Below are 24,651 nucleotides of genomic sequence, written 5' to 3' on the forward strand. Positions count from 1 at the left end.
GCGGGAGCCCAGATGAAAGGCGATGTCGATGAACCGGCCTGACGAAACCCGTCGTCTCGGACCTCTTGCGGCTCTCCTCACGGCGCTCTTCGGCGTCGGCGGCGGCATTGTTCTCGCCCTCTACAGCTTCGTGCAGCTCCGCACCGCCTGGCTCGACGGCGTCTTCGCCTTCGGCGGACGCAGCCGGCCCGCCCTCGATTTCGACTATGACAGCGAGCCGCTGAGCTACATCGTCGCCATGGCCGCGCTCTATCCGACCATCATCGTCGTCGGCGTCGGCGTCGCGCTGGTAAGCGGCTTCATGCTGTATCGCCAGCGCCCGGGCAGCCGCGCGCGCCAGCGCACCCGCACCCGCTGAGTCCGGCGCGGCCGCTCCGCCGCGCCACCGGGCCCGTCGCAGACATCCTTCCTGCCATCTCTCGCTTGCGCTCCAGCATGGGCGGGGCTACCTGAACCCCGCCCCCAGGGCTGACCGGTTGCAACAGGGAGCCTCGCGACATGCCGCTCGAGACCGACGCCGTGCTGGACCGCCGCCTTCTCCGCCGCAAGGTGACGTTCTGGCGCGTGCTCAGCGTCTTCGCCGTGGTCGTCGCCCTCGCCGTGGCGGGGCTCGCCGGTGCGCAGCGCTTCGGCTGGACTGTCCCGCTGGAGCACGTCGCCCGTGTCGAGGTGAAGGGCGTCATCACCCAGAACGCCAATCTCGTGCGCACCATCGAGGCGCTGGGCCGCAACCGCAACGTCCGGGCGGTGATCGTCACCATCGATTCCCCCGGCGGCACGGTGGCCGGCTCCGAGGCGCTCTACACCGCCATCCGCAAGGTCGCCGCGGCCAAGCCCACGGTGGCCGTGGTGGAGGGAACCGCCGCATCCGGCGGCTACATCGCCGCCATCGGCACGGACCACATCGTCACGCGCGAGACCTCCATCGCCGGCTCGATCGGCGTCGTCGCGCAGTTTCCCAACGTGGTGAGGCTACTCGATACGCTGGGCGTGAGGGTCGAGGCGATCCGCTCCTCGCCGCTGAAGGCCATGCCGAGCGGCGTCGAACCGACCAGCCCGGAGGCCCTCGCCGCCCTGAGGGAGATCATCACCGACAGCTACGACTGGTTCCAGCGCATCGTGAAGGAGCGCCGCGGCCTCACCGACGAGCAGCTCCGCACGGTCGCCGACGGCCGCGTGTTCGTCGGGCGCCGGGCCCGCGACCTCAGGCTCATCGACGAGATCGGCGGTGAGCAGGAGGCGCGCGCCTGGCTCGCGACGAAGGGCGTCCCGGCGACCATGCGCGTGCAGCTGCATCGGCCGGCGAGCGAAACGAACCTTTCCTGGCTGCGCAGCCTGTCGGGCAACCTCGCGGAGGCGGCCGGCCTCGCCGACTGGGCCGGGCGCATCCGCAGCTCGGCGCTGGCGACCCAGATCGAGCGCTCCTCGCTTGACGGCCTGCTGGCTCTCTGGCAGCCTCCAACCCCATGACAGATTTCGCAAAATTCAATCGGGAGCGCTCCTCGGGGGTGCGGGCACCATGATCAAGTCCGAACTTGTGCAGAAGATTGCAGAGCAGAACCCCCAGCTCTACCAGCGCGACGTCGAGAACATCGTCAACGCTATCCTCGACGAGATCGTCGGGGCGCTTTCCCGCGGCGATCGGGTGGAGCTGCGCGGCTTCGGCGCCTTCTCGGTGAAGGCGCGCAGCGCCCGCGTCGGCCGCAATCCGCGCACTGGCGAGCATGTCGAGGTCGAGGACAAGGTCGTGCCGTTCTTCAAGACCGGCAAGGAGATGCGTGAGCGTCTGAACAAGGGCGCCTGACCATGCTGCGCCGCATCGTCAACTGGCTTTTCCTCGCCCCCGTGGTCGTGATCGCGGTGATCCTCGCCGTCGCCAACCGTGCGCCGGTCACGCTGTCCCTCGACCCCTTCGCGCGTGGAACCTCGTCCTTCGCCTTCTCCGTGCCGCTCTTCGCCGTCGTGATCCTGTCGATGATCATCGGCGTGGCCATCGGCGGCTTCGCCGTCTGGTGGAAGCAGGGTCGCTACCGCAAGCGCTGCCGCGCCGCCGAGAGCGAGCTCGCCGCCGCGCGGAACGATGCCGACAGGCTCAGGGCAGACCTTGCCCGCCGCGAACCATCGCAGAGCGGGGCCGTCGCCTTCCTGAACCGTCCGGCCGCCTGACATCCCTCCATGCGCATCATATCCGCCGCCGAAATCGCCGCCGCCCTGTCCTATCCGGCGCTCGTCAACGCTTTGGCCGATGCCTTCCGGTCGGACATCACGGTGCCACTGCGCCATCACCATCCGATCCCGCAGCTGCCGGGCGTGCCCGAGGCCATGCTGCTGCTGATGCCGGCCTGGACGCCGCCGGGTGACGGCGCCTTCGTCGGCACCAAGCTCGTCTCCGTCTATCCCGGCAACGGCGCCCGCAGTCTGCCGTCCATCTACGGCAGCTACGTGCTCTGCAACGGCGAGACCGGGGCGCCTCTCGCCATCCTCGACGGCACCATGCTGACGGTCTGGCGAACCGCCTGTGCCAGCGCGCTGGCCTCTCGCTACCTGTCCCGGCCCGACGCCTCGCACATGGTCATGGTGGGGGCCGGTGCCCTCGCTCCCCACCTGATCCGCGCCCATGCCGCGATCCGGCCGATCCGCCACGTCACGCTGTGGAACCGCTCGCGCGAAAAGGCCAATGCCCTCGCCGAGGGTCTCGGCCGTACCGTGCCGGGCGTCAGCATCGCGGTCGCCGGCGATCTGCAGGCGGCGGTCGAGGAGGCCGACATCGTCACCTGCGCCACCATCTCCTCCGACCCTATCGTCTCCGGCGACTGGCTGAAGCCCGGCGCCCATCTCGACCTCGTCGGCGGCTACACGCCCGCCATGCGCGAGGCGGACGATGCGGCGGTTCGCCGCGCGAGCCTCTTCGTCGACACCCGCACGGGCGGCCTGAAGGAAGCCGGCGACATCGTCGATCCGATCAAGCGCGGCGTCATCGCCGAGAGCGACGTGAAGGCCGACCTCTTCGACCTCGCCCGCGGCGTCCACCCCGGCCGCGGCTCGGCGGAGGAGATCACGCTGTTCAAGTCGGTCGGCACGGCGCTGGAAGATCTCGCCGCCGCCATGCTGGTGTGGCGGTCGCTGCCCGTCTAAGACAGGGCCATGTCCCTTCTGGTCAAGATCTGCGGCATCACGACGCCGGACGCCATCGACGCCGCCGTCTCGGCCGGCGCCGACATGATCGGCCTCGTCTTCTTTCCCAAGAGCCCGCGCCACCTGTCGATCACGGCGGCACGCTCCCTCGCCGACCGCGCCGCGGGCCGCGCGCGCGTCGTGGCGCTGACCGTGGATGCCACGGACGAGGATCTCGAGACGATCGTCGCGGGCCTCTCGCCGGACGTGCTGCAGCTGCACGGCGAGGAAACGCCTGAGCGGGTGGCTGCCGTGCGCGCGGGCTTTTCCCTTTCCGTCATGAAGGCGGTGGGCGTCTCCGAGGCGTCCGACCTCGCCGGCCTCGCCGCCTATGCCGCGGTCAGCGACCTGCTGCTCGTCGACGCCAAGCCGCCGAAGACGGCGGACGCCCTGCCCGGCGGTAACGGGCTGACATTCGACTGGCGGCTGGTGGCCGGCCTTGACCCCGGCCGCCCTGTCATGCTTTCCGGTGGCCTTCATCCCGGCAATGTGGCCGAGGCCGTCCGGCTGACCCGATTGTCCGGCGTCGACGTATCTTCGGGCGTGGAAAGCGCGCCGGGCCGCAAGGACCCGGACAGGATCAGGGCCTTCGTGGCCGCCGCCCGCTCTGCGCAGGGCGAAGGAGAACGGGAATGAACGCTCCGCTGAAGCCCAATTCGTTCCGGTCAGGACCGGACGAGAACGGCCGTTTCGGCATCTATGGCGGCCGCTTCGTCGCCGAGACGCTGATGCCCAACATCCTCGAGCTGGAAGCCGCCTATCGCGAGGCGCGCAACGATCCCGCCTACGTGGCGGAGATGGAGGGCCACCGGACCCACTTCATCGGCCGTCCCTCGCCGCTCTATTTCGCCGAGCGGCTGACGGAGCATTTCGGCGGCTGCAAGATCTACCTGAAGCGCGAGGAGCTGAACCACACCGGCTCCCACAAGGTGAACAACGTCCTCGGCCAGATCCTGCTCGCGCGCCGCATGGGCAAGAATCGCATCATCGCCGAGACCGGCGCCGGGCAGCACGGCGTCGCCACAGCGACGCTCTGCGCCCGCTTCGGCCTCGAATGCATCGTCTACATGGGCGCGGTGGACGTCGCCCGTCAGGCGCCGAACGTCTTCCGCATGAAGATGCTGGGGGCCACCGTCGTTCCCGTGCAGTCCGGCGCCAAGACGCTGAAGGACGCCATGAACGAGGCGCTGCGCGACTGGGTGACCAACGTCGAGACGACCTTCTACTGCATCGGCACCGTCGCAGGTCCCCATCCCTATCCGGCCATGGTCCGCGACTTCCAGTCGGTGATCGGCGAGGAGACCCGCGAGCAGATGCTGGCGCAGGAGGGGCGCCTGCCCGACAGCCTCATCGCCTGCGTCGGCGGCGGCTCCAACGCCATCGGCCTGTTCCACCCCTTCCTCGACGACCCCTCCGTCGAGATCTACGGCGTGGAGGCGGCCGGCCACGGCCTCGACAAGCTGCACGCCGCCTCGATCTCCGGCGGCAAGCCGGGCGTCCTGCACGGCAACCGCACCTATCTGCTCATGGACGATGACGGGCAGATCCAGGAGGGCCACTCGATCTCCGCCGGCCTCGACTATCCCGGCATCGGTCCCGAGCATTCCTGGCTGAACGACATCGGCCGCGTCACCTATCTCTCCGCCACCGACGACGAGGCGCTGGAGGCCTTCCAGCTGATGTCGAAGGTGGAGGGCATCATTCCGGCGCTGGAATGCGCCCATGCCATGGCGAAGGTCGCGGAACTCGCCCCGACCAAGCCGAAGGACCACATCATGATCATGAACCTCTCCGGCCGCGGCGACAAGGACGTGCCCCAGGTCGCCGAAATCCTGGGGACCAAGCTGTGACCACCCGCCTCGACACCCGCTTCGCCGACCTCGCGCGCGAAGGCCGCGCCGGCCTCGTCACCTATGTCATGGCGGGCGACCCCGACCGCGAGACGGCGCGGGCCATCCTGAAGGCCCTGCCGGGCGCGGGCGCCGACGTCATCGAGTTCGGCATGCCCTTCACCGACCCGATGGCCGACGGTCCCTCCATCCAGGCGGCCGGGCTTCGCTCGCTCGCCGGCGGGCAGACGCTGAAGAAGACCCTCGAGGACATCGCTTGGTTCCGCCAGGGCGATGCCGCGACGCCGATCGTCCTGATGGGCTATTTCAACCCGATCTACATCTACGGCGTCGAGCGCTTCCTCGCCGATGCCAAGGCCGCCGGGGTCGACGGGCTGATCGTCGTCGACCTGCCGCCGGAGGAGGATGCCGAGCTCTGCATTCCCGCGCTCAAGGCGGGCCTCAACTTCATCCGCCTCGCGACGCCGACCACCGACGACAAGCGTCTGCCGACGGTGCTCGGCAACACCTCGGGCTTCGTCTACTACGTCTCGATCACCGGGATCACCGGCGCCGCGACGCCCGACTTCGGCCGGACCGCGGAAGCGGTCGCTCGGATCAAGCGGCACACGGACCTGCCGGTCGCCGTCGGCTTCGGCGTGAAGAACGCCGACCATGCGAGCGCCGTGGCCCGCGGCGCCGACGCCGTCGTCGTCGGTTCGGCGCTGGTGGAGGCGCTGAAGGGCTCGCTCGACGCCGAGGGCAAGGCGACCGCCGGCACGGTCGCCGCAGTCACCGGCCTCGTCGGCTCGATCGCCTCCGGCGTGCGACACGCCCGCAAGGCTGCCGAATAAGCGCCGCCTTTCACGCCCATAGCCTCGATCCAGAAACCTCATTTTTCGTCAGGACGACAGTCATGAACTGGATCACCGACGTTCTGCCCCCGAAGATCCGCTCCTTCCTGAAGCGGGACACGCCGGAGAACCTGTGGATCAAGTGCCCGGAGACCGGGCAGATGGTCTTCCACAAGGACCTGGAGAGCAATCTCTTCGTGATCCCGGGCTCGGGCGTGCACATGCGCATGGGCTCGACCGCGCGCCTGCGGTCGATCTTCGACAACGGTACCTGGTTCGACGTGCAACTGCCCGACGCGCCGCTCGACCCGCTGAAGTTCCGTGACGAGAAGCGCTACGTCGACCGGCTGAAGGACGCCCGCACCAAGACCGGCATGGCCGACGCGATCAAGGTCGGCTACGGCAAGCTCGAAGGCCTCGCCGTCACCGTCGCCGTGCAGGACATGGACTTCATGGCGGGCTCGCTCGGTACGGCCGCGGGCGAGGCCATCGTCAAGGGCATGATGACGGCGGTCGAGAAGAAGACGCCCTTCATCATCTTCACCGCCTCGGGCGGCGCGCGCATGCAGGAGGGCATCCTGTCGCTCATGCAGATGCCGCGCACGACGGTGGCGGTGCAGGCGCTGCGCGACGCGAAGCTGCCCTACATCGTGGTGCTGACCAACCCGACCACCGGCGGCGTCACCGCGAGCTATGCGATGCTCGGCGACGTGCACATCGCCGAGCCGGGCGCGCTCATCGGCTTCGCCGGGCCGCGGGTGATCGAGCAGACCATCCGCGAGAAGCTCCCCGAGGGTTTCCAGCGCGCCGAGTACCTGAAGGACCACGGCATGGTGGACCTCGTCGTCCACCGCCACGACCTCCGGGCGACGCTGGCGCGCCTCTGCCGGGTGCTCACCAAGACGCCCGTCCAGGCCACGGTGGCGCCCGCCACCGACCCGGCGCCGGCAGCCGTCGCCTCCTGACGCGCGCCGCCCGTATCGACGGGCGGCGATCCACCGCCCCGACCGTCCGCACATTTCCGCACGGCACCGCCGGCGGACCACCGCCCCAAGTTGTCTTGCCATGACGGTTGCCGAAACTCCCATCGCCGCCATTCTCGACCGGCTGGCGAAGCTTCACCCGAAGCTGATCGACCTGTCGCTCGACCGCATGACCGGTGCGCTGGAGCGGCTCGGCAATCCGCACCTCGCCCTGCCGCCGGTGATCCATGTCGCCGGCACCAACGGCAAGGGATCCACCTCCGCCTTCGCCCGCGCCTTCCTCGAGGCCTCGGGCCGGACGGTCCACGTCTACACCTCGCCGCATCTGGTGAAGTTCAACGAGCGCTACCGGCTGGGCGCCGCGGGCGGCGGCAGGCTCGTGGACGACGCGACGCTCGCCGACGTTCTCCTGGAGGTCGAGCGCGTCAACGAGGGCCAGCCGATCACGCAGTTCGAGATCACCACCATCGCCGGCCTGATGCTCTTCGCCCGCCACCCGGCCGACGCGGTGATTCTCGAGGTCGGCATGGGCGGTCGTTTCGACGCGACCAACGTGGTGCCGCGCCCGGCGGTCAGCGTCATTACGCCGGTGTCGATGGACCATGCCGACTTCCTCGGCGACACCGTCGCCAAGATCGCCGGGGAAAAGGCCGGCATCCTGAAGCGCGGCCGGCCGGCCGTCGTGGCGCGACAGACGCCGGAGGCGCTGGCGGTGATCGAGGCGGCGGCGGAGGCTTCGCGCTCGCGCCTGTTCGTGTCGGGGCTGGACTGGTTCGCCCGCTCCGAGAACGGCCGCTTCGTCTTCCAGGACGAGGACGGGCTGGTCGACGCGCCGCCGCCGCGGCTGGCAGGCGTCCACCAGTTCGAGAATGCCGGCACGGCGCTGATGGCCGTGAAGACCGCAGGCTTCGCCATGACGCCCGCAGCGGTGGAGCGCGGCCTGCAGACGGTGTCATGGCCAGGGCGGCTGCAGCGCCTCACGGGAGACATCCTCGCCACCCTGCCGACCGGGGCCGAGGTCTGGCTCGACGGCGGCCACAATCCCGGCGGCGGTGAGGTGCTCGCCGAGGCCGTCAGCACGATGCAGGCGCGCCAGCCGAAGCCGCTGGTGATGATCGCGGGCATGATCTCGACCAAGGACCCGCGCGGATTCCTCGACCATTTCAGGCCCCTCGCACCGCGGGTGTTGACGGTTCCCTTCGCCTATCCGGCCGCGCTCTCGGCCCCCGCGCTCGCCGATGCGGCGCGGGCATCGGGGCTGGAGGCGACGGCCTGCGACAGTCTCGAGGCGGCGCTTGCCGCCGTCCGTGGCGAGCCGGGGCGCCTGCCGCCGCGGGTCCTCATCACCGGCAGCCTCTATCTTGCAGGCGAGGTTCTCGCCCGGGACGGATGGAAGCCCTCCTGAGCCGCGCGGAACTCCGGGCCCCGTCCCCTCGTTGGTCCGCAGGACCCGAGGAGACACACCATGGACGATCCCGACCAGACCGCCCCCGCCCCGCGCGACGACGGCCAGGTGCCGCCGCGACCGCCGACGCGGCGTGAGCGCGACGAGATGAAGACCGGCAACCATCGCGCCGATCCTCCCGCGAACGAGAAGTCCCTGCCCGTCGAGGACCTGAACGCCTCGAACGACAAGTAGGAGCGGTCAGAACCTGCGGCGGAAGCTGAAGAGATCCGCATCGGGATCGCCGTTCCCGGCGATCTGGCCCCGCAGAATCTGGGCGGCCATCATCGAGAAGGTGATGCCGTTCCCGCCGTATCCGAGCACGGCGTAGCAGCCGGGAAGCCGCGGCACCGGGCCGATGGAGGGCGTTCCGGTCTCGGAGGCGCCGAAGGACCCGCACCACGCGTATTCCGCCTCGGTGTCGATGCCGGGAAGCAGGGTGGCGAGCTTCGCCTGGATCGTCTTGATCTTCATCGGCAGCAGCGCATCGCGCGTCTCCTCGTCGGCGAGGTCCTCGTCCTCGCCCCCGCAGATGATCCGCCCGTCCTGGTCGGACCGCATGTATAGATACGGCTCGGAGGCCTCCCAGACGAAGGGAAGATCCGTCGCGAAGGCCCGCGGCTGCGGGCGCGTGGCGAGGCAGAAGGTCGAGACGACGCGGTGTCCCAACCGTGGAACGCTCTTCGGCAGTTCGTAGCCGGTGGCGAAGACGAGGGAGGCCCCGCGCACCACCGGCCCTTCCTCGGTCGCCACCGAAACGCCGCTTGCAGTCGCCTCGACCTGCGCCGCAGTCACCGGGGCGTAGAGCCGGGCGCCGCGGCCCAGGGCTGCCCGGAGGAACCCTGCAGCGAGGCGGCGCGGGTCGGCGGCGAGATTGCCGTGGCCAAGAATCGCCGGCCGCCCCGCGATGCGATAGCGCTCCCGCACGGCCGGCCCGGTCAGCAGCGAAACTTCGAAGCCCGCCCGGCGCCGCGCTTCGGCCTCGAGGGCGAGCGCCTCCCGATCGAGCAGGTCACCGGCGAGATAGAGCGTGTCGCGATCCGCGATGTCGGCGTCGATCCCGAGATAGGCGGCACGCTCCCGCAGCGCCCCGAGGGCGAGCTTGGAACGCCGCCAGATGCGTTCGGCGCGGTCGAGTCCGATCGTCGCCGCGAGTTTCGTCAGCGGCGTGTCGATCTCGTATTGCAGCAGCGCGGTAGAGGCCGGCGTGGAGCCGAGCAGGGGCCCGCGCCGGTCGAGGATGACCACGTCGAGGCCGGCATCGGTCAGCGCGTCGGCGACCATCGCCCCGGAAATGCCGGCGCCGAGCACGATGACGTCGGCCTTCTGGTCCCGCTTCATTTCGAGGGTCGGAATGGCGGCGAGCGGTCGCGACATCCACGGGGATCGGCCCGTGCGCAGATCCCTGGCGACGGTGGCGGCCATGTAAAACCTCAGGTTCGGGGGAGACGATTTGCGGCGACGAGAGTTCGCCCGTCAGCGAACAGAAATGCGCGAGCGCCGCTTTCGTTCCCTCCCCGGTTACCGCGGGGCGGAGGGTTCAGCGGAGATGGCCGGCGATCGCGGTGAAGAGCCGCCACAGGACGCGGCGGGGCGTCATCCACCAGGGGTCGGCCGGCGCCGCCGTCGGCGCGACCTGCCCGGGCGAGGCCGGCGCGCCATCGGGAATCAGGAGGCCGACCAGAATGTCGCCGTCGGTGACGTAGCGGTCGCCGCCGCCGTTGCGCCCGGCGAGGGTCGCGCCCGAGCCGGGGACGAAGTAGCGGGCGGTGAGCCGTCCGGCATCGGCGAGGCCGTCCATCACGAAGGCGCGTTCGGCATCGACGTCCGGCGCGATGTGGTGCGTGATCTGCCCGGTGAGGTGGCTGAAGCCCACGCCGCGGTCGAAGCTCGCGGCGCCGAGGTGGAGCGGGCGGCCGTCGACCACGTCGTCCAGGGCCTTCCAGAAACGAACGTGATGGCGGCGGTCCGCCGATCCGCCTACCGGCTTCTCGAAGGCGAGATCCTGCATGCGGCCTTCGAAGTAGAGCGGGGACACCGGCGCATCGGGATAGGGCCGGTCCAGGGCGACGGAGAGGCCGATCGCGAGCGCAGAGCGGATCGTCACGGGATCGGCCGGCCGCCAGCCCGCGGCGTGCATGGCGGCAACCAGAGTCCGCGTGTCGCCCACGAGGCCGACATTGACGGGATCGCCGGGAATGCCACTGGCGGTGGTGGTCACCATCGGCCGGCGGGCGAGGCCCGGGTGGTGCTCGTGCCGCCACCAGAGTTCTGGCGCCAGCATATAGGCTGTCACGAGGTAAAGCGCGGCGGCGAGTGCCAGCAGGGCGGGAAGCCGGCGCAGCCGGCGCGCGGGACGGCGGGATGTCATGGCGGCACCCTAGCGACGGGACGGCGGGCTCGCCAGAAGCGCTGAATCCTGCTGTTCTCCGCCCATGAACCGAGGGGAACCCCAAAGCCGTCCGACGCGGCGTGGCAGGTCGCGTGGCACCGCGGCTGTGCTGCTGTCTGTCGCCCTCGCCGGTCCCGGGCCGGCGGCCGCCCAGTCGCCGGGATTTCCACCGGCTGACCGCGACAGGCTCCAGCGGCTGTGCCGCGTGGCTGGCGCCGCGGCGCCCTCCTCCGTGGCGCTCGCCATCGCCGGTACGGCGGTCCGCGAGCACGAGAGCTTCGGCGGCCATGTGATCGGGCCCGGCGGCGCGCTCGTTCGCTTCGGCGCGGTCGAGGCGGATGCGATGCGCGACGAGCCGGCCGGGCGCGGCGTGCCCTGGCGGCAGGTGATGCGCTACTGGGAGACGCTGGGGGCCCTTGGCGAGGGGCCGCTGCAGGTCCGCCGCATCCCGCGCCTTCAGGAGGATGCGGGGGCCTCCGGAGCGGGCGACCTGGTGCCGCTCGCCGACCTGCTCACCCGCCTGCGCGGTGCGACGCTGTCTGAGGCCGAGCGCGAGGCGCTTGGCCAGGCGGCCTTTCGCGCCGCGGCTTCCGACATTCCCTGGTCGGCCGCCTTCGTGTCCCACGTGGTGTTGACCGCCGGCGTCTCACGGCTGCGCTTCCAGGCGGCCATGGCCCATCTCGACTATGTCGCCGAGGCGGCCCGGCGCAGCCGCGACGAGGCCCAGGGGCTGACGGCGGGCGCTTTCTACCGGGCCTGCGATCCGCGGACGACGCCGTTGCGGCCCGGCGATCTCCTGTGCATTCACCGCCACACAGGTCCCGGCGATTTCGCGGCGCTGGTGCCGGCCCTGGCAGCGGGCGAACGCCCGGTGTGGAACCTCCACTGCGACGTGGTGGTGGCGGTGGACGGGCGGCGGCGGCTCGCCACGGTGATCGGCGGCAACGTGCTGCAATCGGTGGCGCGGCGGGACCTCCGCATCGACACCCGGGGGACGCTGGCGCGGCCGCGGCGCGCCTCCGCCTGCCCCGCCGAGGGGCGGATCGGCCCGCTCTGCAACCCGGAGGGCGCGCCGTGGTTCGTCGTTTTGCAGGCAAGCGACCCGGCCGACCCCTGACGCCAGCCTGCGCAAAATGCAGGCCTGCCCAGAAGATGAGCGCGACTGGCCGCCGCGATTTCTGCTATTGTGCGCTGCAACAGAGGAGCCGCGCCATGTCGGAGCACGTGCTGCGCCACCGGATCCACGAAGACGCCATCGCCCTCGTGCTGGGCACGCTCTTCGTCGCTTTGGGCATCGCCTTTTACGCCAAGGCGTCGCTGCTCACGGGGAGCACGGTCGGCATCGCCCTGCTCCTCAGCTACGCGACGCCGCTGAACTTCTCCGCCCTGTTCCTGCTGGTGAATCTGCCCTTCTTCGTGCTGTCGCTGCTACGGCTCGGCTGGGCCTTCACGGTGAAGACCCTCGCTGCGGTGGCGCTGGTGTCGATCTTCTCGCGGCTCATGCCGCTCTGGCTCGAGATCGGCCACCTCAATCCGGTCTATGCCGCCATCGTCGGCGGCGGCCTGTTCGGCATCGGCCTGCTGATCCTTTTCCGGCACGGCATGAGCCTCGGCGGCGTCAGCATCCTCGCCTTCTATCTCCAGGAGAAGCACGGCATGCGAGCCGGCTATTTCCAGCTCGGCATCGACATGCTGGTCATGGTGGCGGCGACGGCCGTTCTCAGCCTCGACCTCGTCGCGCTGTCGGTGGCGGGGGTCACGGTGCTCTGCGCCATCGTCGGCATGAACCACCGTCCGGGCCGCTACGCCGGCATCAGCTGAGCGGCCTTCAGTAGGTTTCGCGCCGGCGGATCAGCGCCACGGCGGCGAAAGCGCCGACGGCACCGACGACCGACAGTGCCACCATCGGCACAGGGCTCATGGTCGTGCCGACCAGCGTGCCGGCGATCTGCGCGGCGATGGCGCCGAGCCCCATCTGCGCGAATCCGACGATGCCGGAGGCCGAGCCCGCCGCCTCGGGCCGGACGCTGACCGCGCCGGCGATGGAGCCGGGCAGTTGCAGGCCGTTGGCGAAGGCGATGGCCGCCTGCGGCAGGAAGAGCCAGGCGGGATGGTCCATCCAGCCCGCGAGAGCGATGGCGAACTGCACGAGCGCCATCAGCACCATCATGGCACTGCCGAAGCGGATCAGCCTGTCGGAGCCGAAACGCGCCGCGTAGCGGCCACAGATGGCGTTACCCGCCATGTAGCCGCAGGCATTCACCATGAACCACAGGCCATAGACCGTCGAGGACTGGCCCATGATCGTGACGGTGACGTGGGGGGCACCGCCGACGAAGGAGAAGAAGGTGATCGAGGACAGGGCGCCGATCAGCAGATAACCGACGAAAAACCGGTTGCGGCACAGGCCACCGGCATCCCTGAGGAGCTGCCCGAAACTCGGCGAGGAGACGACGGCCCGCGTTTCCGGGAGACGGACGACGGCGAGCGCCAGGGTGACGAGGGCGATGCAGGCCGTCGCGGCAAAGACCCAGCGCCAGCCGATCGTCTCGGTCATCAGCCCGCCGATGGAGGGCGAGACCATGGGCGCCACGACCATGGCCATGGTGACCCAGCCTATCATGGAGGCAGCGCGGTCCTTGTCGAAGACGTCGCGGATGATGGCGCGTCCGATGACCTGACCGGCGGAGGCGCCGAAGCTCTGCAACACCCGGGCGACGATGAGCATGGTGGCGCTGGCGGCAAGCGCGGCGAAGAGGCTCATGGCAGCCGTCACGGCGAGCGCGCCGATGATGACGGGCCGGCGGCCGTAGCGGTCGGAGAGCGGGCCGAGGAAGAGCTGCGCCACCGCCATGCCGGCGAGGTAGAGGGTGATGGTGAGCTGGATCGTGCCGGGATCGGTGTCGAAATAGCGCGCCAGGCCCGGGACCGCCGGCAGCGGCAGGTTCAACGCCATGGGTCCGATCGCGGCGAAGACGACGAGCAGCGGCACGAGGGCGCGCGGCGCGAGGCGGGGATCTGACATGAAGGGGTCTCGACCGTGGCCCCCGATGTCGCCCGGTTGGCCAGCCAGCGTCAACCCGCCGGAATGGTGGGGCGCCGGTCGCTCCCGGGATGGCTGAATTCGCCGCCCCCCCCTTGAAGCGTCAGCGGCTGACGCCGGGGCGCGCAACGATGTAGAAGCGCAGTGGTACCGGCCTCCGCCGGACAGGGAGCAGAGGCGTGAACCCCGACAGCCTGGACACCGACCGCCTCCGCCTCACGCCGGTGGGCGAGGCCGACTTCGCCGATCTCTGCCGCCTCACCGGCGATCCCGAGGTCGGCGGCAAGCTGAAGCACGGCGTGCTGACCGAGGCCGAGACCCGCGCCCAGTTCGCCACCTACCGCTCGACCTGGGAGACCCACGGCTACGGCGTCTTCGTCATGCGGCGGCGCGAGGACGGCGCCTTCGTCGGCATCGTCGGGCTATGGGACCACGACGAGGGCGTCGGCGTGGCGATGCGCTACGCGGTGATGCCCGAGCACCGCAGCCGCGGCTATACCAAGGAAGGCGCGATGGCCGTCCTGCGATTTGCGGAAACACAGAACATCCATCCTGTCATGGCGGTGACGCGCGAAAACAATCTTGTCTCCCGGCAGATTCTGGTCGATCTCGGCTTCGCGCTGCGCGAGATCCGCGACACGGGCCACGCACGCCTCGCCGTCTTCGAGCAGGCACCCGGGAGACCCGCATGACCGTCCACGCCCTGGCGACGCCGCGCCTGCTCATGCCGGGCTTCGTCCTGGCCGCGGGCGTCGGGGTCGCGGCCGTCCTCGCCGAGCCCCTGCTGCGGCAGGCGACCGGCGGCCGGCTGGCGCTGCCCGTCATGGTCATCGCCCTCATCATCGGCATCGCGCTCCATCCCCTCGCGGCGCGGCCGACCTTCGAGCCAGGGCTCTCCTTCGCAGTGAAGAAGCTGCTGCGCTGGGCCATCGGGCTGCTCGGGCTGCGCATTGCCTTCGGCGACATCGTGGGCCTCGGCCTCGGCACATTGGCGCTGGTGGTCGGGTCCATGGCCGCCACCATCGCCAGCGCCGTCTGGCTGGCCCGGCGGCTCGGGGTCGCGGATGGCTACGGCGCGCTCGCAGGTGCGGCGACGGCGGTCTGCGGCGCCTCGGCAACGCTCGCCACCACCACCGTCGTGCCGAACTATCCCGCGAAGGCCGCCGACACCGCCTTCACCGTGGTCGCCGCCAACGCCCTCTCCACGCTCGTCATGCTCGCCTATCCGCCGCTCGCCGTGCTCCTCGGCTTCGATGCGACGCAGACCGGCATCCTCCTCGGCGCCACCATCCACGACATGGCCCAGGTGGTCGGCGCCGGCTATGCGGTCTCCGAACCCGTCGGCAACACCGCCGTGGTGGTGAAGCTGTTCCGCGTCTTCCTGCTGCTGCCGGTGGTACTCGCCATCGGCTGGTGGTTCGCGCGGCGTGGCGATGCGGCGGGCGCGGCGCGCGTCCCCGTCCCGGTCTTCGCGCTCGTCTTCCTCGCCCTGGTGGTGGTCAATTCCGTGCTGCCTGCGGTGCCGGCCCTTGCCGCGCCCTATGCGGCGGTGAAGCCCTGGCTCGTGCAGATCTCCAATGCCGGCCTTCTGATCGCCATCGCGGCGCTCGGCCTCGGCACGTCGCTCACCGCCATCCTGACCATCGGCTGGCGGCACGTGGCCGTCTTCCTCGGCGCCACGCTGGTGATCCTCGGGCTGGTGGTGGCGGGTCTCTTCGTGATCTGAGCGGCGGCCGGACAGCGCGGCAGTCCCGCCGCCGCGCCCCTTGCCCGCCGCTGCCGCGGCGTTTAGGCCAGTAGCCAGCAACGACACCCGCTCAGCCCCTGCAGAGGACCATCCATGAGCGTCGCCAACGGCCGCAGCCTTCTCGCCATTCCCGGCCCGACCAACATCCCCGACCGCGTGCTGCAGGCCATGATGCGCCCGGCCGAGGAGATCTATTCGGGTCCGATGGTGGCGCTCACCGACAGCCTTCTCGCCGATCTCAAGCGGATCTTCGCCACCACGGCGCGCACCTACATCTATGCCGCGAACGGCCATGGTGGCTGGGAGGCGGCGATCTCCAACGTGCTGTCGCGCGGCGACAAGGTGCTGGTCCTCGCCAGCGGTCGCTTCGCCATCGGCTGGGGCCAGATGGCCGCCTTCATGGGCGCCGACGTCGAGGTGCTGGAAGGGTCCTGGCGCGCCGCCATCGATCCGGCGGTGGTCGAGGCTCGCCTGCGGCTCGACCGCGACCATGCCATCAAGGCCATCCTCATGGTGCAGGTCGACACTGCCTCCGGCGTCGCCAACGACGTCCAGGCCGTCCGCCGGGCCATCGACGCTGCCGGCCATCCCGCCCTGTTCATGGTGGACGGCGTCGCCTCGCTCGCCTGCATGAACTTCGAGATGGACGCCTGGGGCGTCGACGTCGCCATGTCGGCCTCTCAGAAGGGCCTGATGACGCCGCCCGGCCTCGCCTTCGTCGCCGCCAACGACAAGGCGCACAAAGCCCATGCCACCGCCGACATGAAGACGCTCTACTGGGACTGGACGGCCCGCCAGGGCGCCGAGCACTACATGAAATATTGCGGCACCCCGCCGGAGCACCTGCTCTTCGCGCTGCGCGCCGCCCTCGACATGATCATGGAGGAAGGCCTGCCGGCCGTCTGGCGCCGCCACGCCCTGCTCGCCGCGGCAACCCATGCCGCGATCGGCAAGTGGGCGGAGGGCCAGGTGCTCGGCTGCAACATCATCGATCCCGCCCACCGGTCGCCCTCCGTGACGCCGGTCGTGGTCAACGGCGCCGACGCCGGGGCGATCTCCACCTATGCCCAGCAGGTCTGCGGCGTGACGCTGGGTTCGGCCATCGGCGATCTCTCGGGCCGTGCCTTCCGCATCGCCCATATGGGCCACGTCAACGCGCCCATGGTGCTCGGCACGCTGTCGGCTATCGAGATGGCGCTGCAGGCCCTCGACATCCCCCACGGCGAGGGCGGCGTCGCCGCGGCGGTCACCAGCCTCGCCAGGGGCGCCAGCCTGCCGGGCCGCGCGGAGGACAAGGGCGTGGCGGAGACGACCCTCGCCCTCGCCACCGCGCCGGCCTGAGCCGGCGCGGGGCGACAGGGCTCAGGCGACCTTCACCACGAGCTTGCCGAAGTTCTTGCCCTTCAGGAGGCCGATGAAGGCCTCCGGCGCCTTGTCGAGCCCCTCGACGACGTCCTCGCGATACTTGACCTTGCCCTCGGCGATCCAGCGACTCATGTCGGTGAAGAAGGCCTTGGACTGATCGGCGAAGTCGCGGACGATGAAACCGCGGAAGTTCAGGCGCTTGGTCAGCACGTCGCGCATCAGCAGCGGAAGGCGGTCCGGCCCGTCCGGGAGCGAGGTCGCGTTGTACTGGGCGATGAGCCCACAGACGGGAATGCGGGCGAAGAAGTTCAGCAGCGGGAAGACCGCGTCGAAGACGTGGCCGCCGACATTCTCGAAATAGACGTCGATGCCGTCCGGGCAGGCGGCCTTCAGGTCGGCCGCGAAGGTCGGCGAGCGATGGTCGAGAGCGACGTCGAAGCCGAACTCCTCGGTGAGGGCACGGACCTTGTCGGCGCCGCCGGCGATGCCCACCGCGCGGGCGCCCTTGATCTTGGCGATCTGGCCGACGGCCGAGCCGACCGGACCGGTGGCCGCGGCGACGACCACGGTCTCGCCGGTCTTCGGCTGGCCGATGGTGAGAAGGCCGGTATAGGCGGTCATGCCGGGCATGCCGAGGACGCCCACGGCGGTGGAGATGGGGGCGGCCGTCGGGTCGACCTTGCGCAGGTCCTTGGCATCTGCGAGGGCATGGGTCTGCCAGCCGGAATGGGACAGCACGATGTCGCCGGGGCGGAACCTGTCGCTGTTGGAGGCGACGACCTCGGCGACGGTGCCGCCCTCCATCACGCCGCCGACCGGCACGGGCGCGGCGTAGGATTTGCCGTCGTTCATGCGGCCGCGCATGTAGGGGTCGAGCGAGAGATAGCGGATTTTCAGAAGAACCTGGTCCGGACCGGGGGCCGCAAGGGGCTTCTCGGCAACGGAGAAATTGGCGGCGGTCGGCTCGCCGTGCGGCCGGCTGGCGAGCAGGATCTGGCGGCTGATGGTCGACATGGCAAGGCCTCCTGGAGGATGCGCCGGGCGGCCGGCGCGGGGTGCATATCTCTAGTGGTCGGGGCCAAGGGTCGCAATCTCGCCCTGAGCCGGTCCTCTTCCGCATCGGGAGATCGCCGCATGGCGGCGGCTGATCCCCGCACTAGACTTGCAGAATGCGTGTTGCCACCCGGACAGACGACCAAGCCCCGTCGGCTCCCGGTTCCGCCATCAGCCCCCTGTCCTTTTTTCCGCTGGCCCGGGGCTTCTGGCGCGGAGGGACTGCGGTCCTGGCATGGAGCCTGTGCGCCGGCCTGCTCGGTCTCGTGATCGTCAATGTCGCCGTTCAGGTCATGATCACCCGCTGGCATGCCTCGTTCTTCAACGCCCTCGAGCGGCGCGACGCCGAGCGTCTGGTCGAGGGGATCGGCCAATTGGCGATGCTGGCTGCAACCGCAGCGCTGGTGGCCGCGCTGACCGTCTGGCTGCGGATGCGCCTTCAGGTGGCCTGGCGCGGCTGGCTGTCGGACCGGCTGATCCGCATGTGGCTGCGTCGCCGGCGCTTCGCGCGACTCGCGATCGTTGCCCCGGAGGTGGACGCGCCCGAATTCCGGATCGCCCAGGACGTGCAGGTGGCCGTTGAGCCCCTCGTCGAATTCGCCGTCGGCCTCGTCAATTCCATCCTGTCTGCGGCCGCCTTCATCGTCATCCTGTGGAGCGTCGGCGGAGCGATCACCCTGCCCGTGGCGGGCGGAGTCTCGGTGCCGGGCTTCATGGTCTGGGTCGCCATCCTCTATGCCACACTGTCCTCCGGTCTCATCGCCGTGCTGGGCCGGCCGCTGATCCACGCGATCGAGCGCAAGAATGCTGCGGAAGCCGCCCTGAGGAGCGCCATGGTAGGGGTCAGGGAAGACGCTATCGCCATCGCCCGCGCCGACGAACAAGGCTTGCGACAGTCGGTGCTGGTCGGCCTCATGCAGGCGGTCGTGAAGGCCTGGTACGGGATCGCGGCCCTGCTGGCCAAACTGACCGTCCTGATCAACGCCAATGTCACCCTGATGCCGGTCGTCCCCCTCATGGCCTGCGCCCCCCTCTACCTGAATTCCAGCATGTCGCTGGGTTCGATGATGCAGATCGCCGCCGCCTTCGTGCAGACCCAGTTCGCGTTCAACTGGTTCTTCGACAATTTCATCCGTATCGCGGATTGGGAGGCCTCGGCCCGCCGCGTGATCGGGCTGAGGGCGGCCTTTGCCGAAAGCGACCGGCGCGGCGGCAATATGTCGCCCGACGCACCTTGACCTGTGAGGACAACCGAAACCTTGGGATACTTTTTCCCAATTCATGATTTTTGATGCGTATTTTTCGCAAGTCTTGGTACTATTGCCGATCCGATAGACCTATTTTTCATCAATGGGCTTGACGGATGCGGAAAGCTGCCCCATCCTTGGATCACCATCGTCGTGACTGCGCTGCGCCGCCTTTGTGAGTAACCAGGCGTCGACAACCGGAGATCCGGTGCGACAATTTCGTCTGGGCCGCCCGGCGCGCGGTTCGTGACTTTGAACTGGAGGACGCGAAACGCGTTTCCGGTAGGCTTGAAAGACTTTTTTTCTTGAACAATCGAACTTTTGCGGACCTCGGCCTCGCCGAGCCCCTCCTGCGTTCCCTGCATGAAGCCGGCTACGCCACCCCGACGCCCATCCAGGCCAAGGCCATCCCGCACCTGCTGGACGATCACGACCTGATCGGCATCGCCCAGACCGGTACCGGCAAGACGGCGGCCTTCGCGCTGCCGATCCTGCAGCACCTCTCGGAAGACCTCGTGCGGCCGCCTGCCAAGGGCGTGCGCGCCCTCGTCCTCGCCCCGACCCGCGAGCTCGCCCTGCAGATCTCGGAGAGCGTCGCCCGCCTGTCGAAGAACCTCAAGCTGCGCCACACCGTCATCTTCGGCGGCGTCGGCCAGAAGCCGCAGGCCGATGCCCTGGCCCGCGGGATCGACATTCTCGTCGCCACCCCCGGCCGCCTCATCGACCTTATGAACCAGGGCCTGGTGCGCCTCGACACGGTGACCCATCTCGTCCTCGACGAGGCGGACCGCATGCTCGACATGGGCTTCATCCGCGACGTCAAGAAGATCATCGCCAAGCTGCCCGACCAGCGGCAGTCGATGCTGTTCTCCGCGACGATGCCGACCGAGGTCGCCAAGCTCGCCCGCGACATGCTGTGGGAGCCGATGCGCGTCGAGGTGACGCCCGAGACCGTGACGGTCGAGGCCATCGAGCAGCACGTCTATCACGTCGGCACCGCCGACAAGCGCAGCCTCCTCGAGAAGCTGCTGGGCGACCCGGCGCTTGCCCGCGTCGTCGTCTTCACCCGCACCAAGCACGGCGCCAACCGGCTCGCCGGCCAGCTCGTGAAGTCGGGCTTCTCCGCCGACGCCATTCACGGCAACAAGAGCCAGAACGCCCGCCAGCGGGCCCTCGCCGCCTTCAAGGCCGGCGAGTGCCGCATCCTGGTGGCGACCGACCTCTTCGCCCGCGGCATCGACGTGGCCGAGGTGACGCACGTCATCAACTTCGACCTGCCGAACGAGCCGGAGAGCTATGTCCACCGCATCGGCCGCACCGGTCGTGCGGGCCGGACGGGCATCGCCCTCGCCTTCTGCGATCCGAGCGAGCGCGGCCATCTCGCCGCCATCGAAAAACTGACCCGCGTGCGCCTCGCCGTCGCCGGGTCACCCATCCAGGCCTCGGCACGTGGCGATACCCGCCCGCCGCCGGCGCCTGCCAGGCGTCCGCAGCCCCGGCGACGGGCTGCCTGACAAATCCCTCCACCGCCAAACATCGAGGAGCATTCCATGGCGACCGGGACCGTTAAGTGGTTCAACCCCCAGAAGGGCTACGGCTTCATCCAGCCGTCCGACGGCGGAAAGGACGTTTTCGTCCACATCTCCGCCGTGCAGCGTGCTGGTCTGAACGACCTGCGCGAGGGCGAGCAGGTGTCGTATGAGCTGGCCACCGACCGCCGCACCGGCAAGCAGTCGGCCGACCAGCTGAAGCTCGCCTGATTTCGCCACCCGGCGACACGGCCGGGTTCCGGCCGTCTGGACGTCAATCGTGGTGCCGTTCGCGGCGCCGCGCAGCCTTTTCCCAATGCACCCGCATTCCTAGTGCACCGTAGCGGTCGCGCTCGCCAGTCCGGCGCCGACCTGGTCCAGGACGACGATCTCGGGATCCTCGCCCTCCGGAGCAGGCGACACCGACAGGACGAGGACGCCGGGCCGCCGCGACGAAACGAATTTGGCCACGGCCTGCGCCTGCGGATAGGTGTCGAGGTAGTGGATGTCCTCGGCCACCATGCGCGAGCCCCGCTGCACGAAGGGCACGACGGCGTAGCGCGTCGCCGCTCCCTCGCGGCTCTGTCCCTCATCAGCGGCGTCGATGCGCGGGGCCATTTCCCTGTCCCTGTCTGTGATTCGCCATGATCGCACAGCCGGCTCCGTTGGGGATCGGGCTTTGCCCCCACGTGTTTCCGCTTAAGGGAAAGACCGCGGGTGCCCGGCCGGTCCGTGGGTACCGTGCCGACCGGGTCGCGTGAGATACGCGCAGGAGCCCGGGATGTTCCCGGACCAGGTCATCACATGACGTGGCGCTGCTTCCACTCGCGCATCGCCGCCGCGTCCCGCGGGGTGATGTCGGGATAGTCGGCAACCGCGCTGGCGGGATCGAAGTACTTCCAAGAGCGGGCACATTTGACCCCGCCGGCCTTGGCCGGCACCACCGCGACGCCCTTGATGTCGTCGGCCCGGAAGGCCTCGGCCGGCCCTTCCCCGGCGGCAATCCGGACGGCGGAGGTGATGGCGACCTCGGCAAGGTCGACGCCCTCGAGCGCCGCCAGCAGGTCGGGCTCGGCGATGTGGACGACGGGTGCCGCCTCGAGCGAGGAGCCGAGCCGCTTGGCGGCGCGTTCCACCTCCAGCGCGCCGGTGACGACGCGGCGCACCTTGCGGACCTTCTCCCACTTCTCCTCGAGGGCAGCGTCCAGCCAGGCCTCGGGCGCCTCGTAGAAGCCGGCGAGATGGACCGAGCCATCGCGGCCGTAGCGGTCCCACCAGGCTTCTTCCGCCGTGAAGGAGAGGACCGGCGCCAGCCAGGTCGTCACCGCCCTGAAGATCTCCTCGATGACCGCCAGCGTCGCCTTGCGATCGGGGGAGGAGATCGGGTCGCAGTAGAGGCGGTCCTTGCGGATGTCGAAGTAGAAGGCCGAGAGGTCGACGTTCATGAACTGGGTCAGGAGCGCGAAAACCTTCTTGTAGTCGTAGGCGCGGTAGGCCTCGTGGACCTGCGGCGACAGGTCCGCCAGCCGGTGCAGCATCAGCCGCTCGAGCTCCGGCAGCGCGTCCAATCCCGGCAGGGCGGTGCCGTCGTGATGGGCGAGCGCGCCGAGCATCCAGCGGATGGTATTGCGCAGCTTGCGGTAGGCATCGGAGGTCGTCTGCAGGATCTCCTTGCCGATCCGGAGGTCGTCCGAATAGTCGGAGGCGGCGACCCACAGGCGCAGGATGTCGGCGCCGGACTGCTTGATGACGTCCTGGGGCGCGACCGTGTTGCCGAGCGACTTCGACATCTTGCGGCCCTCGCCGTCGAGCACGAAGCCGTGGGTCAGCACGACGTCGTAGGGCGCCCGGCCGCGCGTCCCGCAGCTCTCCAGCAGCGAGGAGTGGAACCAGCCGCGGTGCTGGTCGGAGCCTTCGAGGTACATGACGGTGTCGGCGCCGCCATCCACCTTGCGCTTCAGGCCCTCGAAATTGGGGAAGTCCTGCGGGCTCTCGAGGGTGAAGGCGTGGGTGGAGCCGGAATCGAACCAGACGTCGAGGACGTCGTCGACCTTGTCGTAGTCCGCGGCGGGATATTGCGGGCCGAGGAATCGCTCCTTGGCCCCCGCCTTGAACCAGGCGTCGGCGCCCTCCTGGCGGAAGGCCTCGGCGATGCGCAGGTTGACCTCCTCGTCCTTGAGGATCTCGCCGCTCTCGCGGTGGACGAAGACGGCGATGGGCACGCCCCAGGCGCGCTGGCGCGAGACGACCCAGTCCGGCCGGTTCTCGATCATGCCGCGGATGCGGTTCTCGCCCGATTCCGGCACCCACTGCGTCTCGCCGATGGCCTTCAGCGCCCGCTGGCGCAGGGTCGTGCCATCCGCATAGGGCTTGTCCATGGCGATGAACCACTGGGGCGTGTTGCGGAAGATGACCGGCTTCTTGGAGCGCCAGGAATGGGGATACTGGTGCTTCAGGCGGCCGCGCGCGACGAGGTTGCCGGCAGCCGACAGGGCCTCGATGACGGCCGGGTTGGCGTCGCCCTTGTCGCCCTTGTCGGTGATGACCTGCCGACCCTCGAAGCCCGGTGCCTCGGTGGTGAAGCGGCCGTCGCCGTCGACGGTATAGGGGATGCGCGTCTCGATGCCGCGCTCGGCGAGGACGCGGCCGTTGGCCATCCAGATGTCGAAGTCCTCGCGGCCGTGGCCGGGCGCGGTGTGGACGAAGCCGGTGCCGGCATCGTCGGTGACGTGGTCGCCGTCGAGCATCGGCACGTCGAAGCCGTAGCCGAGATTGGCGAGGGGATGGGCGCAGGTGATGCTGCCGAGCTCGGCCGCCGAGACGTCGGCGACGAGTTCGTAGCCCTCGACCTTGGCCTGCTTGAAGACGCTTTCGGCCAGGGACCTGGCGAGGAGATAGGTGTTGCCGACGCGCGCCCAGTTGTCGGCAGGCGCCGCCATGACACGGTAGAGGCCGTAGGCGATGCGGCTGGAATAGGAGATCGCCCGGTTGCCGGGGATGGTCCAGGGGGTGGTCGTCCAGATGACGACGGAGGAGTTCCGGAGGAGGGCCAGCCTGTCACGGCCGGCCTGGTCGGCGGCCGGGAGCGAGGCGGTGCGCACCGGAAACGCCGCCCAGATCATGTCGCTCTGGTAGTCGTGATACTCGACCTCGGCCTCGGCGAGCGCGGTCTTCTCCACCACCGACCACATGACCGGCTTGGAGCCGCGGTAGAGCTGGCCGGACTCGGCGAATTTCAGGATCTCCTCGGCGATCTGCGCCTCGGCGTGGAAGGTCATGGTCTGGTAGGGATTGGCCCAGTCGCCGACGACGCCGAGACGCTTGAACTCCTCGCGCTGGACGGTCAGCCAATGGGTGGCGAAGGCCCGGCATTCCTGGCGGAACTCGACGACCGGAACCTCGTCCTTGTTCTTGCCCCTGGAACGGTACTCCTCCTCGATCTTCCACTCGATCGGCAGGCCGTGGCAGTCCCAGCCGGGCACGTAGTCGCTGTCGAAGCCGAGCATCTGCTGCGACTTCGTCACCATGTCCTTGAGGATCTTGTTGAGCGCGTGCCCGATGTGCAGGTGGCCGTTCGCATAGGGAGGGCCGTCGTGGAGCACGAAGCGGTCGCGGCCGCGGGCGGCGCGGCGCAGGCGGCCATAGAGGTCCATCTCCTCCCAGGCCTTGAGGATCTGCGGCTCCTTCTCGGGAAGGCCGGCGCGCATCGGGAACGGCGTCTCGGGCAACAGCAGGGTCTTGGAGTAATCGAAGCTCTCGGACGCTGCATCAGCGGAGGTCTTGGACGTGTCGGACATGGGGTGATCGGCCGGGAATGGCGGCGGCAGGCCGCAGGTATCGGATCGGGTGAGAGCTGGAACCCCGGACCTCCGAACGCGCGCGAGAGGGCCGCGCGGCCTTCAGGAGGCCGGGCCGGTAATTCGCGAAGCGGAGCGGGCGGCGATGCGCATGGCCGTCTCTTAAGGGGAAGGCGGGCCGAAAGGCAAGGGCG

At 69.6% G+C, this 24,651-nt stretch carries 25 protein-coding genes; 19 read left to right on the forward strand and 6 right to left on the reverse strand.

Annotation, left to right across the window (positions count from 1 at the left end; genetic code table 11):
• Positions 1-28: 28 nt before the first annotated feature.
• The 11 genes from ACT6XY_RS05925 (at position 29) to ACT6XY_RS05975 (ending at position 8,479) form a co-directional block, all read left to right on the forward strand.
• Complete coding sequence (locus ACT6XY_RS05925; protein ID WP_444747411.1) at positions 29-358, forward strand: hypothetical protein; 330 nt, start codon at positions 29-31, stop codon at positions 356-358.
• Between the two features lie 140 nt (positions 359-498).
• Positions 499-1,470, forward strand: coding sequence for a signal peptide peptidase SppA (gene sppA / locus ACT6XY_RS05930; protein WP_444747412.1), 972 nt, complete (start codon positions 499-501; stop codon positions 1,468-1,470).
• Positions 1,471-1,519: 49 nt separating this feature from the next.
• Positions 1,520-1,804, forward strand: coding sequence for an integration host factor subunit beta (locus ACT6XY_RS05935; protein WP_444747413.1), 285 nt, complete (start codon positions 1,520-1,522; stop codon positions 1,802-1,804).
• 2 nt (positions 1,805-1,806) lie between these two features.
• A complete protein-coding gene (locus tag ACT6XY_RS05940) occupies positions 1,807-2,166 on the forward strand; it encodes a LapA family protein (protein ID WP_444747414.1) in 360 nt (119 codons plus the stop codon).
• A 9-nt stretch (positions 2,167-2,175) separates the two neighbouring features.
• A complete protein-coding gene (locus tag ACT6XY_RS05945; RefSeq protein WP_444747415.1) occupies positions 2,176-3,135 on the forward strand; it encodes an ornithine cyclodeaminase family protein in 960 nt (319 codons plus the stop codon).
• Between the two features lie 9 nt (positions 3,136-3,144).
• Positions 3,145-3,810 carry a phosphoribosylanthranilate isomerase gene (locus ACT6XY_RS05950; protein WP_444747416.1) on the forward strand — a complete coding sequence of 222 codons (666 nt, stop codon included), beginning with the start codon at positions 3,145-3,147 and terminating at the stop codon, positions 3,808-3,810.
• Positions 3,807-5,024 (forward strand): tryptophan synthase subunit beta, encoded by a 1,218-nt coding sequence (gene trpB / locus ACT6XY_RS05955; RefSeq protein WP_444747417.1) that lies wholly within the window; start codon positions 3,807-3,809, stop codon positions 5,022-5,024. The genes ACT6XY_RS05950 and trpB overlap by 4 nt, the downstream gene beginning before the upstream one ends.
• A complete protein-coding gene (gene trpA / locus ACT6XY_RS05960; protein ID WP_444747418.1) occupies positions 5,021-5,857 on the forward strand; it encodes a tryptophan synthase subunit alpha in 837 nt (278 codons plus the stop codon). The genes trpB and trpA overlap by 4 nt, the downstream gene beginning before the upstream one ends.
• 62 nt (positions 5,858-5,919) lie before the next feature.
• Positions 5,920-6,822 carry an acetyl-CoA carboxylase, carboxyltransferase subunit beta gene (gene accD, locus ACT6XY_RS05965; RefSeq protein ID WP_444747419.1) on the forward strand — a complete coding sequence of 301 codons (903 nt, stop codon included), beginning with the start codon at positions 5,920-5,922 and terminating at the stop codon, positions 6,820-6,822.
• 100 nt (positions 6,823-6,922) lie between these two features.
• Positions 6,923-8,245: a bifunctional folylpolyglutamate synthase/dihydrofolate synthase gene (locus ACT6XY_RS05970; RefSeq protein ID WP_444747420.1), complete on the forward strand. Its 1,323-nt coding sequence runs from the start codon at positions 6,923-6,925 to the stop codon at positions 8,243-8,245.
• A 60-nt stretch (positions 8,246-8,305) separates the two neighbouring features.
• Complete coding sequence (locus ACT6XY_RS05975; RefSeq protein WP_444747421.1) at positions 8,306-8,479, forward strand: hypothetical protein; 174 nt, start codon at positions 8,306-8,308, stop codon at positions 8,477-8,479.
• Positions 8,480-8,485: 6 nt separating this feature from the next.
• On the opposite strand, the gene ACT6XY_RS05980 is transcribed toward ACT6XY_RS05975, so the two are convergent.
• Entirely contained in the window at positions 8,486-9,709 is a 1,224-nt protein-coding gene (locus ACT6XY_RS05980; RefSeq protein ID WP_444747422.1) for an NAD(P)/FAD-dependent oxidoreductase, read from the reverse strand.
• A 115-nt stretch (positions 9,710-9,824) separates the two neighbouring features.
• Complete coding sequence (locus ACT6XY_RS05985; protein ID WP_444747423.1) at positions 9,825-10,655, reverse strand: LssY C-terminal domain-containing protein; 831 nt, start codon at positions 10,653-10,655, stop codon at positions 9,825-9,827.
• A 226-nt stretch (positions 10,656-10,881) separates the two neighbouring features.
• Here ACT6XY_RS05985 and ACT6XY_RS05990 point away from each other — a divergent pair, with 226 nt between their 5' ends.
• Positions 10,882-11,793, forward strand: a complete 912-nt coding sequence (locus ACT6XY_RS05990; RefSeq protein ID WP_444747424.1) for a DUF2272 domain-containing protein — start codon at positions 10,882-10,884, stop codon at positions 11,791-11,793.
• 95 nt (positions 11,794-11,888) lie between these two features.
• Entirely contained in the window at positions 11,889-12,497 is a 609-nt protein-coding gene (locus ACT6XY_RS05995; RefSeq protein ID WP_444747425.1) for a YitT family protein, read from the forward strand.
• A gap of 7 nt (positions 12,498-12,504) precedes the next feature.
• On the opposite strand, the gene ACT6XY_RS06000 is transcribed toward ACT6XY_RS05995, so the two are convergent.
• On the reverse strand, positions 12,505-13,701 hold the full coding sequence (locus ACT6XY_RS06000; RefSeq protein WP_444747426.1) for a multidrug effflux MFS transporter: 1,197 nt from the start codon (positions 13,699-13,701) through the stop codon (positions 12,505-12,507).
• A gap of 197 nt (positions 13,702-13,898) precedes the next feature.
• On the opposite strand from ACT6XY_RS06000, the gene ACT6XY_RS06005 reads away from it, so the two are divergent.
• From ACT6XY_RS06005 to ACT6XY_RS06015, 3 genes are all read left to right on the forward strand, one after another.
• The gene (locus ACT6XY_RS06005) at positions 13,899-14,411 is read left to right on the forward strand and encodes a GNAT family N-acetyltransferase (RefSeq protein WP_444747427.1); all 513 of its coding nucleotides are present in this window, start codon (positions 13,899-13,901) and stop codon (positions 14,409-14,411) included.
• Entirely contained in the window at positions 14,408-15,445 is a 1,038-nt protein-coding gene (locus ACT6XY_RS06010; RefSeq protein ID WP_444747428.1) for a YeiH family protein, read from the forward strand. Before ACT6XY_RS06005 ends, ACT6XY_RS06010 begins: the two co-directional genes overlap by 4 nt.
• Positions 15,446-15,559: 114 nt before the next feature.
• Positions 15,560-16,807, forward strand: a complete 1,248-nt coding sequence (locus ACT6XY_RS06015) for a pyridoxal-phosphate-dependent aminotransferase family protein (protein WP_444747429.1) — start codon at positions 15,560-15,562, stop codon at positions 16,805-16,807.
• A gap of 21 nt (positions 16,808-16,828) precedes the next feature.
• Here the strand turns inward: ACT6XY_RS06015 and ACT6XY_RS06020 are convergent, their stop codons facing one another.
• Positions 16,829-17,845 carry an NADP-dependent oxidoreductase gene (locus ACT6XY_RS06020; RefSeq protein WP_444747430.1) on the reverse strand — a complete coding sequence of 339 codons (1,017 nt, stop codon included), beginning with the start codon at positions 17,843-17,845 and terminating at the stop codon, positions 16,829-16,831.
• Between the two features lie 155 nt (positions 17,846-18,000).
• On the opposite strand from ACT6XY_RS06020, the gene ACT6XY_RS06025 reads away from it, so the two are divergent.
• The 3 genes from ACT6XY_RS06025 (at position 18,001) to ACT6XY_RS06035 (ending at position 20,891) form a co-directional block, all read left to right on the forward strand.
• On the forward strand, positions 18,001-19,122 hold the full coding sequence (locus ACT6XY_RS06025; protein ID WP_444747431.1) for an SbmA/BacA-like family transporter: 1,122 nt from the start codon (positions 18,001-18,003) through the stop codon (positions 19,120-19,122).
• A gap of 314 nt (positions 19,123-19,436) precedes the next feature.
• Positions 19,437-20,645, forward strand: a complete 1,209-nt coding sequence (locus tag ACT6XY_RS06030) for a DEAD/DEAH box helicase (RefSeq protein WP_444747432.1) — start codon at positions 19,437-19,439, stop codon at positions 20,643-20,645.
• 36 nt (positions 20,646-20,681) lie between these two features.
• Positions 20,682-20,891, forward strand: a complete 210-nt coding sequence (locus ACT6XY_RS06035) for a cold-shock protein (RefSeq protein ID WP_106747540.1) — start codon at positions 20,682-20,684, stop codon at positions 20,889-20,891.
• A gap of 99 nt (positions 20,892-20,990) precedes the next feature.
• On the opposite strand, the gene ACT6XY_RS06040 is transcribed toward ACT6XY_RS06035, so the two are convergent.
• Positions 20,991-21,278, reverse strand: a complete 288-nt coding sequence (locus ACT6XY_RS06040; RefSeq protein WP_444747433.1) for a hypothetical protein — start codon at positions 21,276-21,278, stop codon at positions 20,991-20,993.
• Between the two features lie 182 nt (positions 21,279-21,460).
• On the reverse strand, positions 21,461-24,457 hold the full coding sequence (ileS, locus tag ACT6XY_RS06045) for an isoleucine--tRNA ligase (protein ID WP_444747434.1): 2,997 nt from the start codon (positions 24,455-24,457) through the stop codon (positions 21,461-21,463).
• Positions 24,458-24,651: the final 194 nt, after the last annotated feature.

The organism is Phreatobacter sp. (genome assembly GCF_052440005.1).
In the GTDB taxonomy this organism is placed as follows: Bacteria; Pseudomonadota; Alphaproteobacteria; order Rhizobiales; family Phreatobacteraceae; genus Phreatobacter.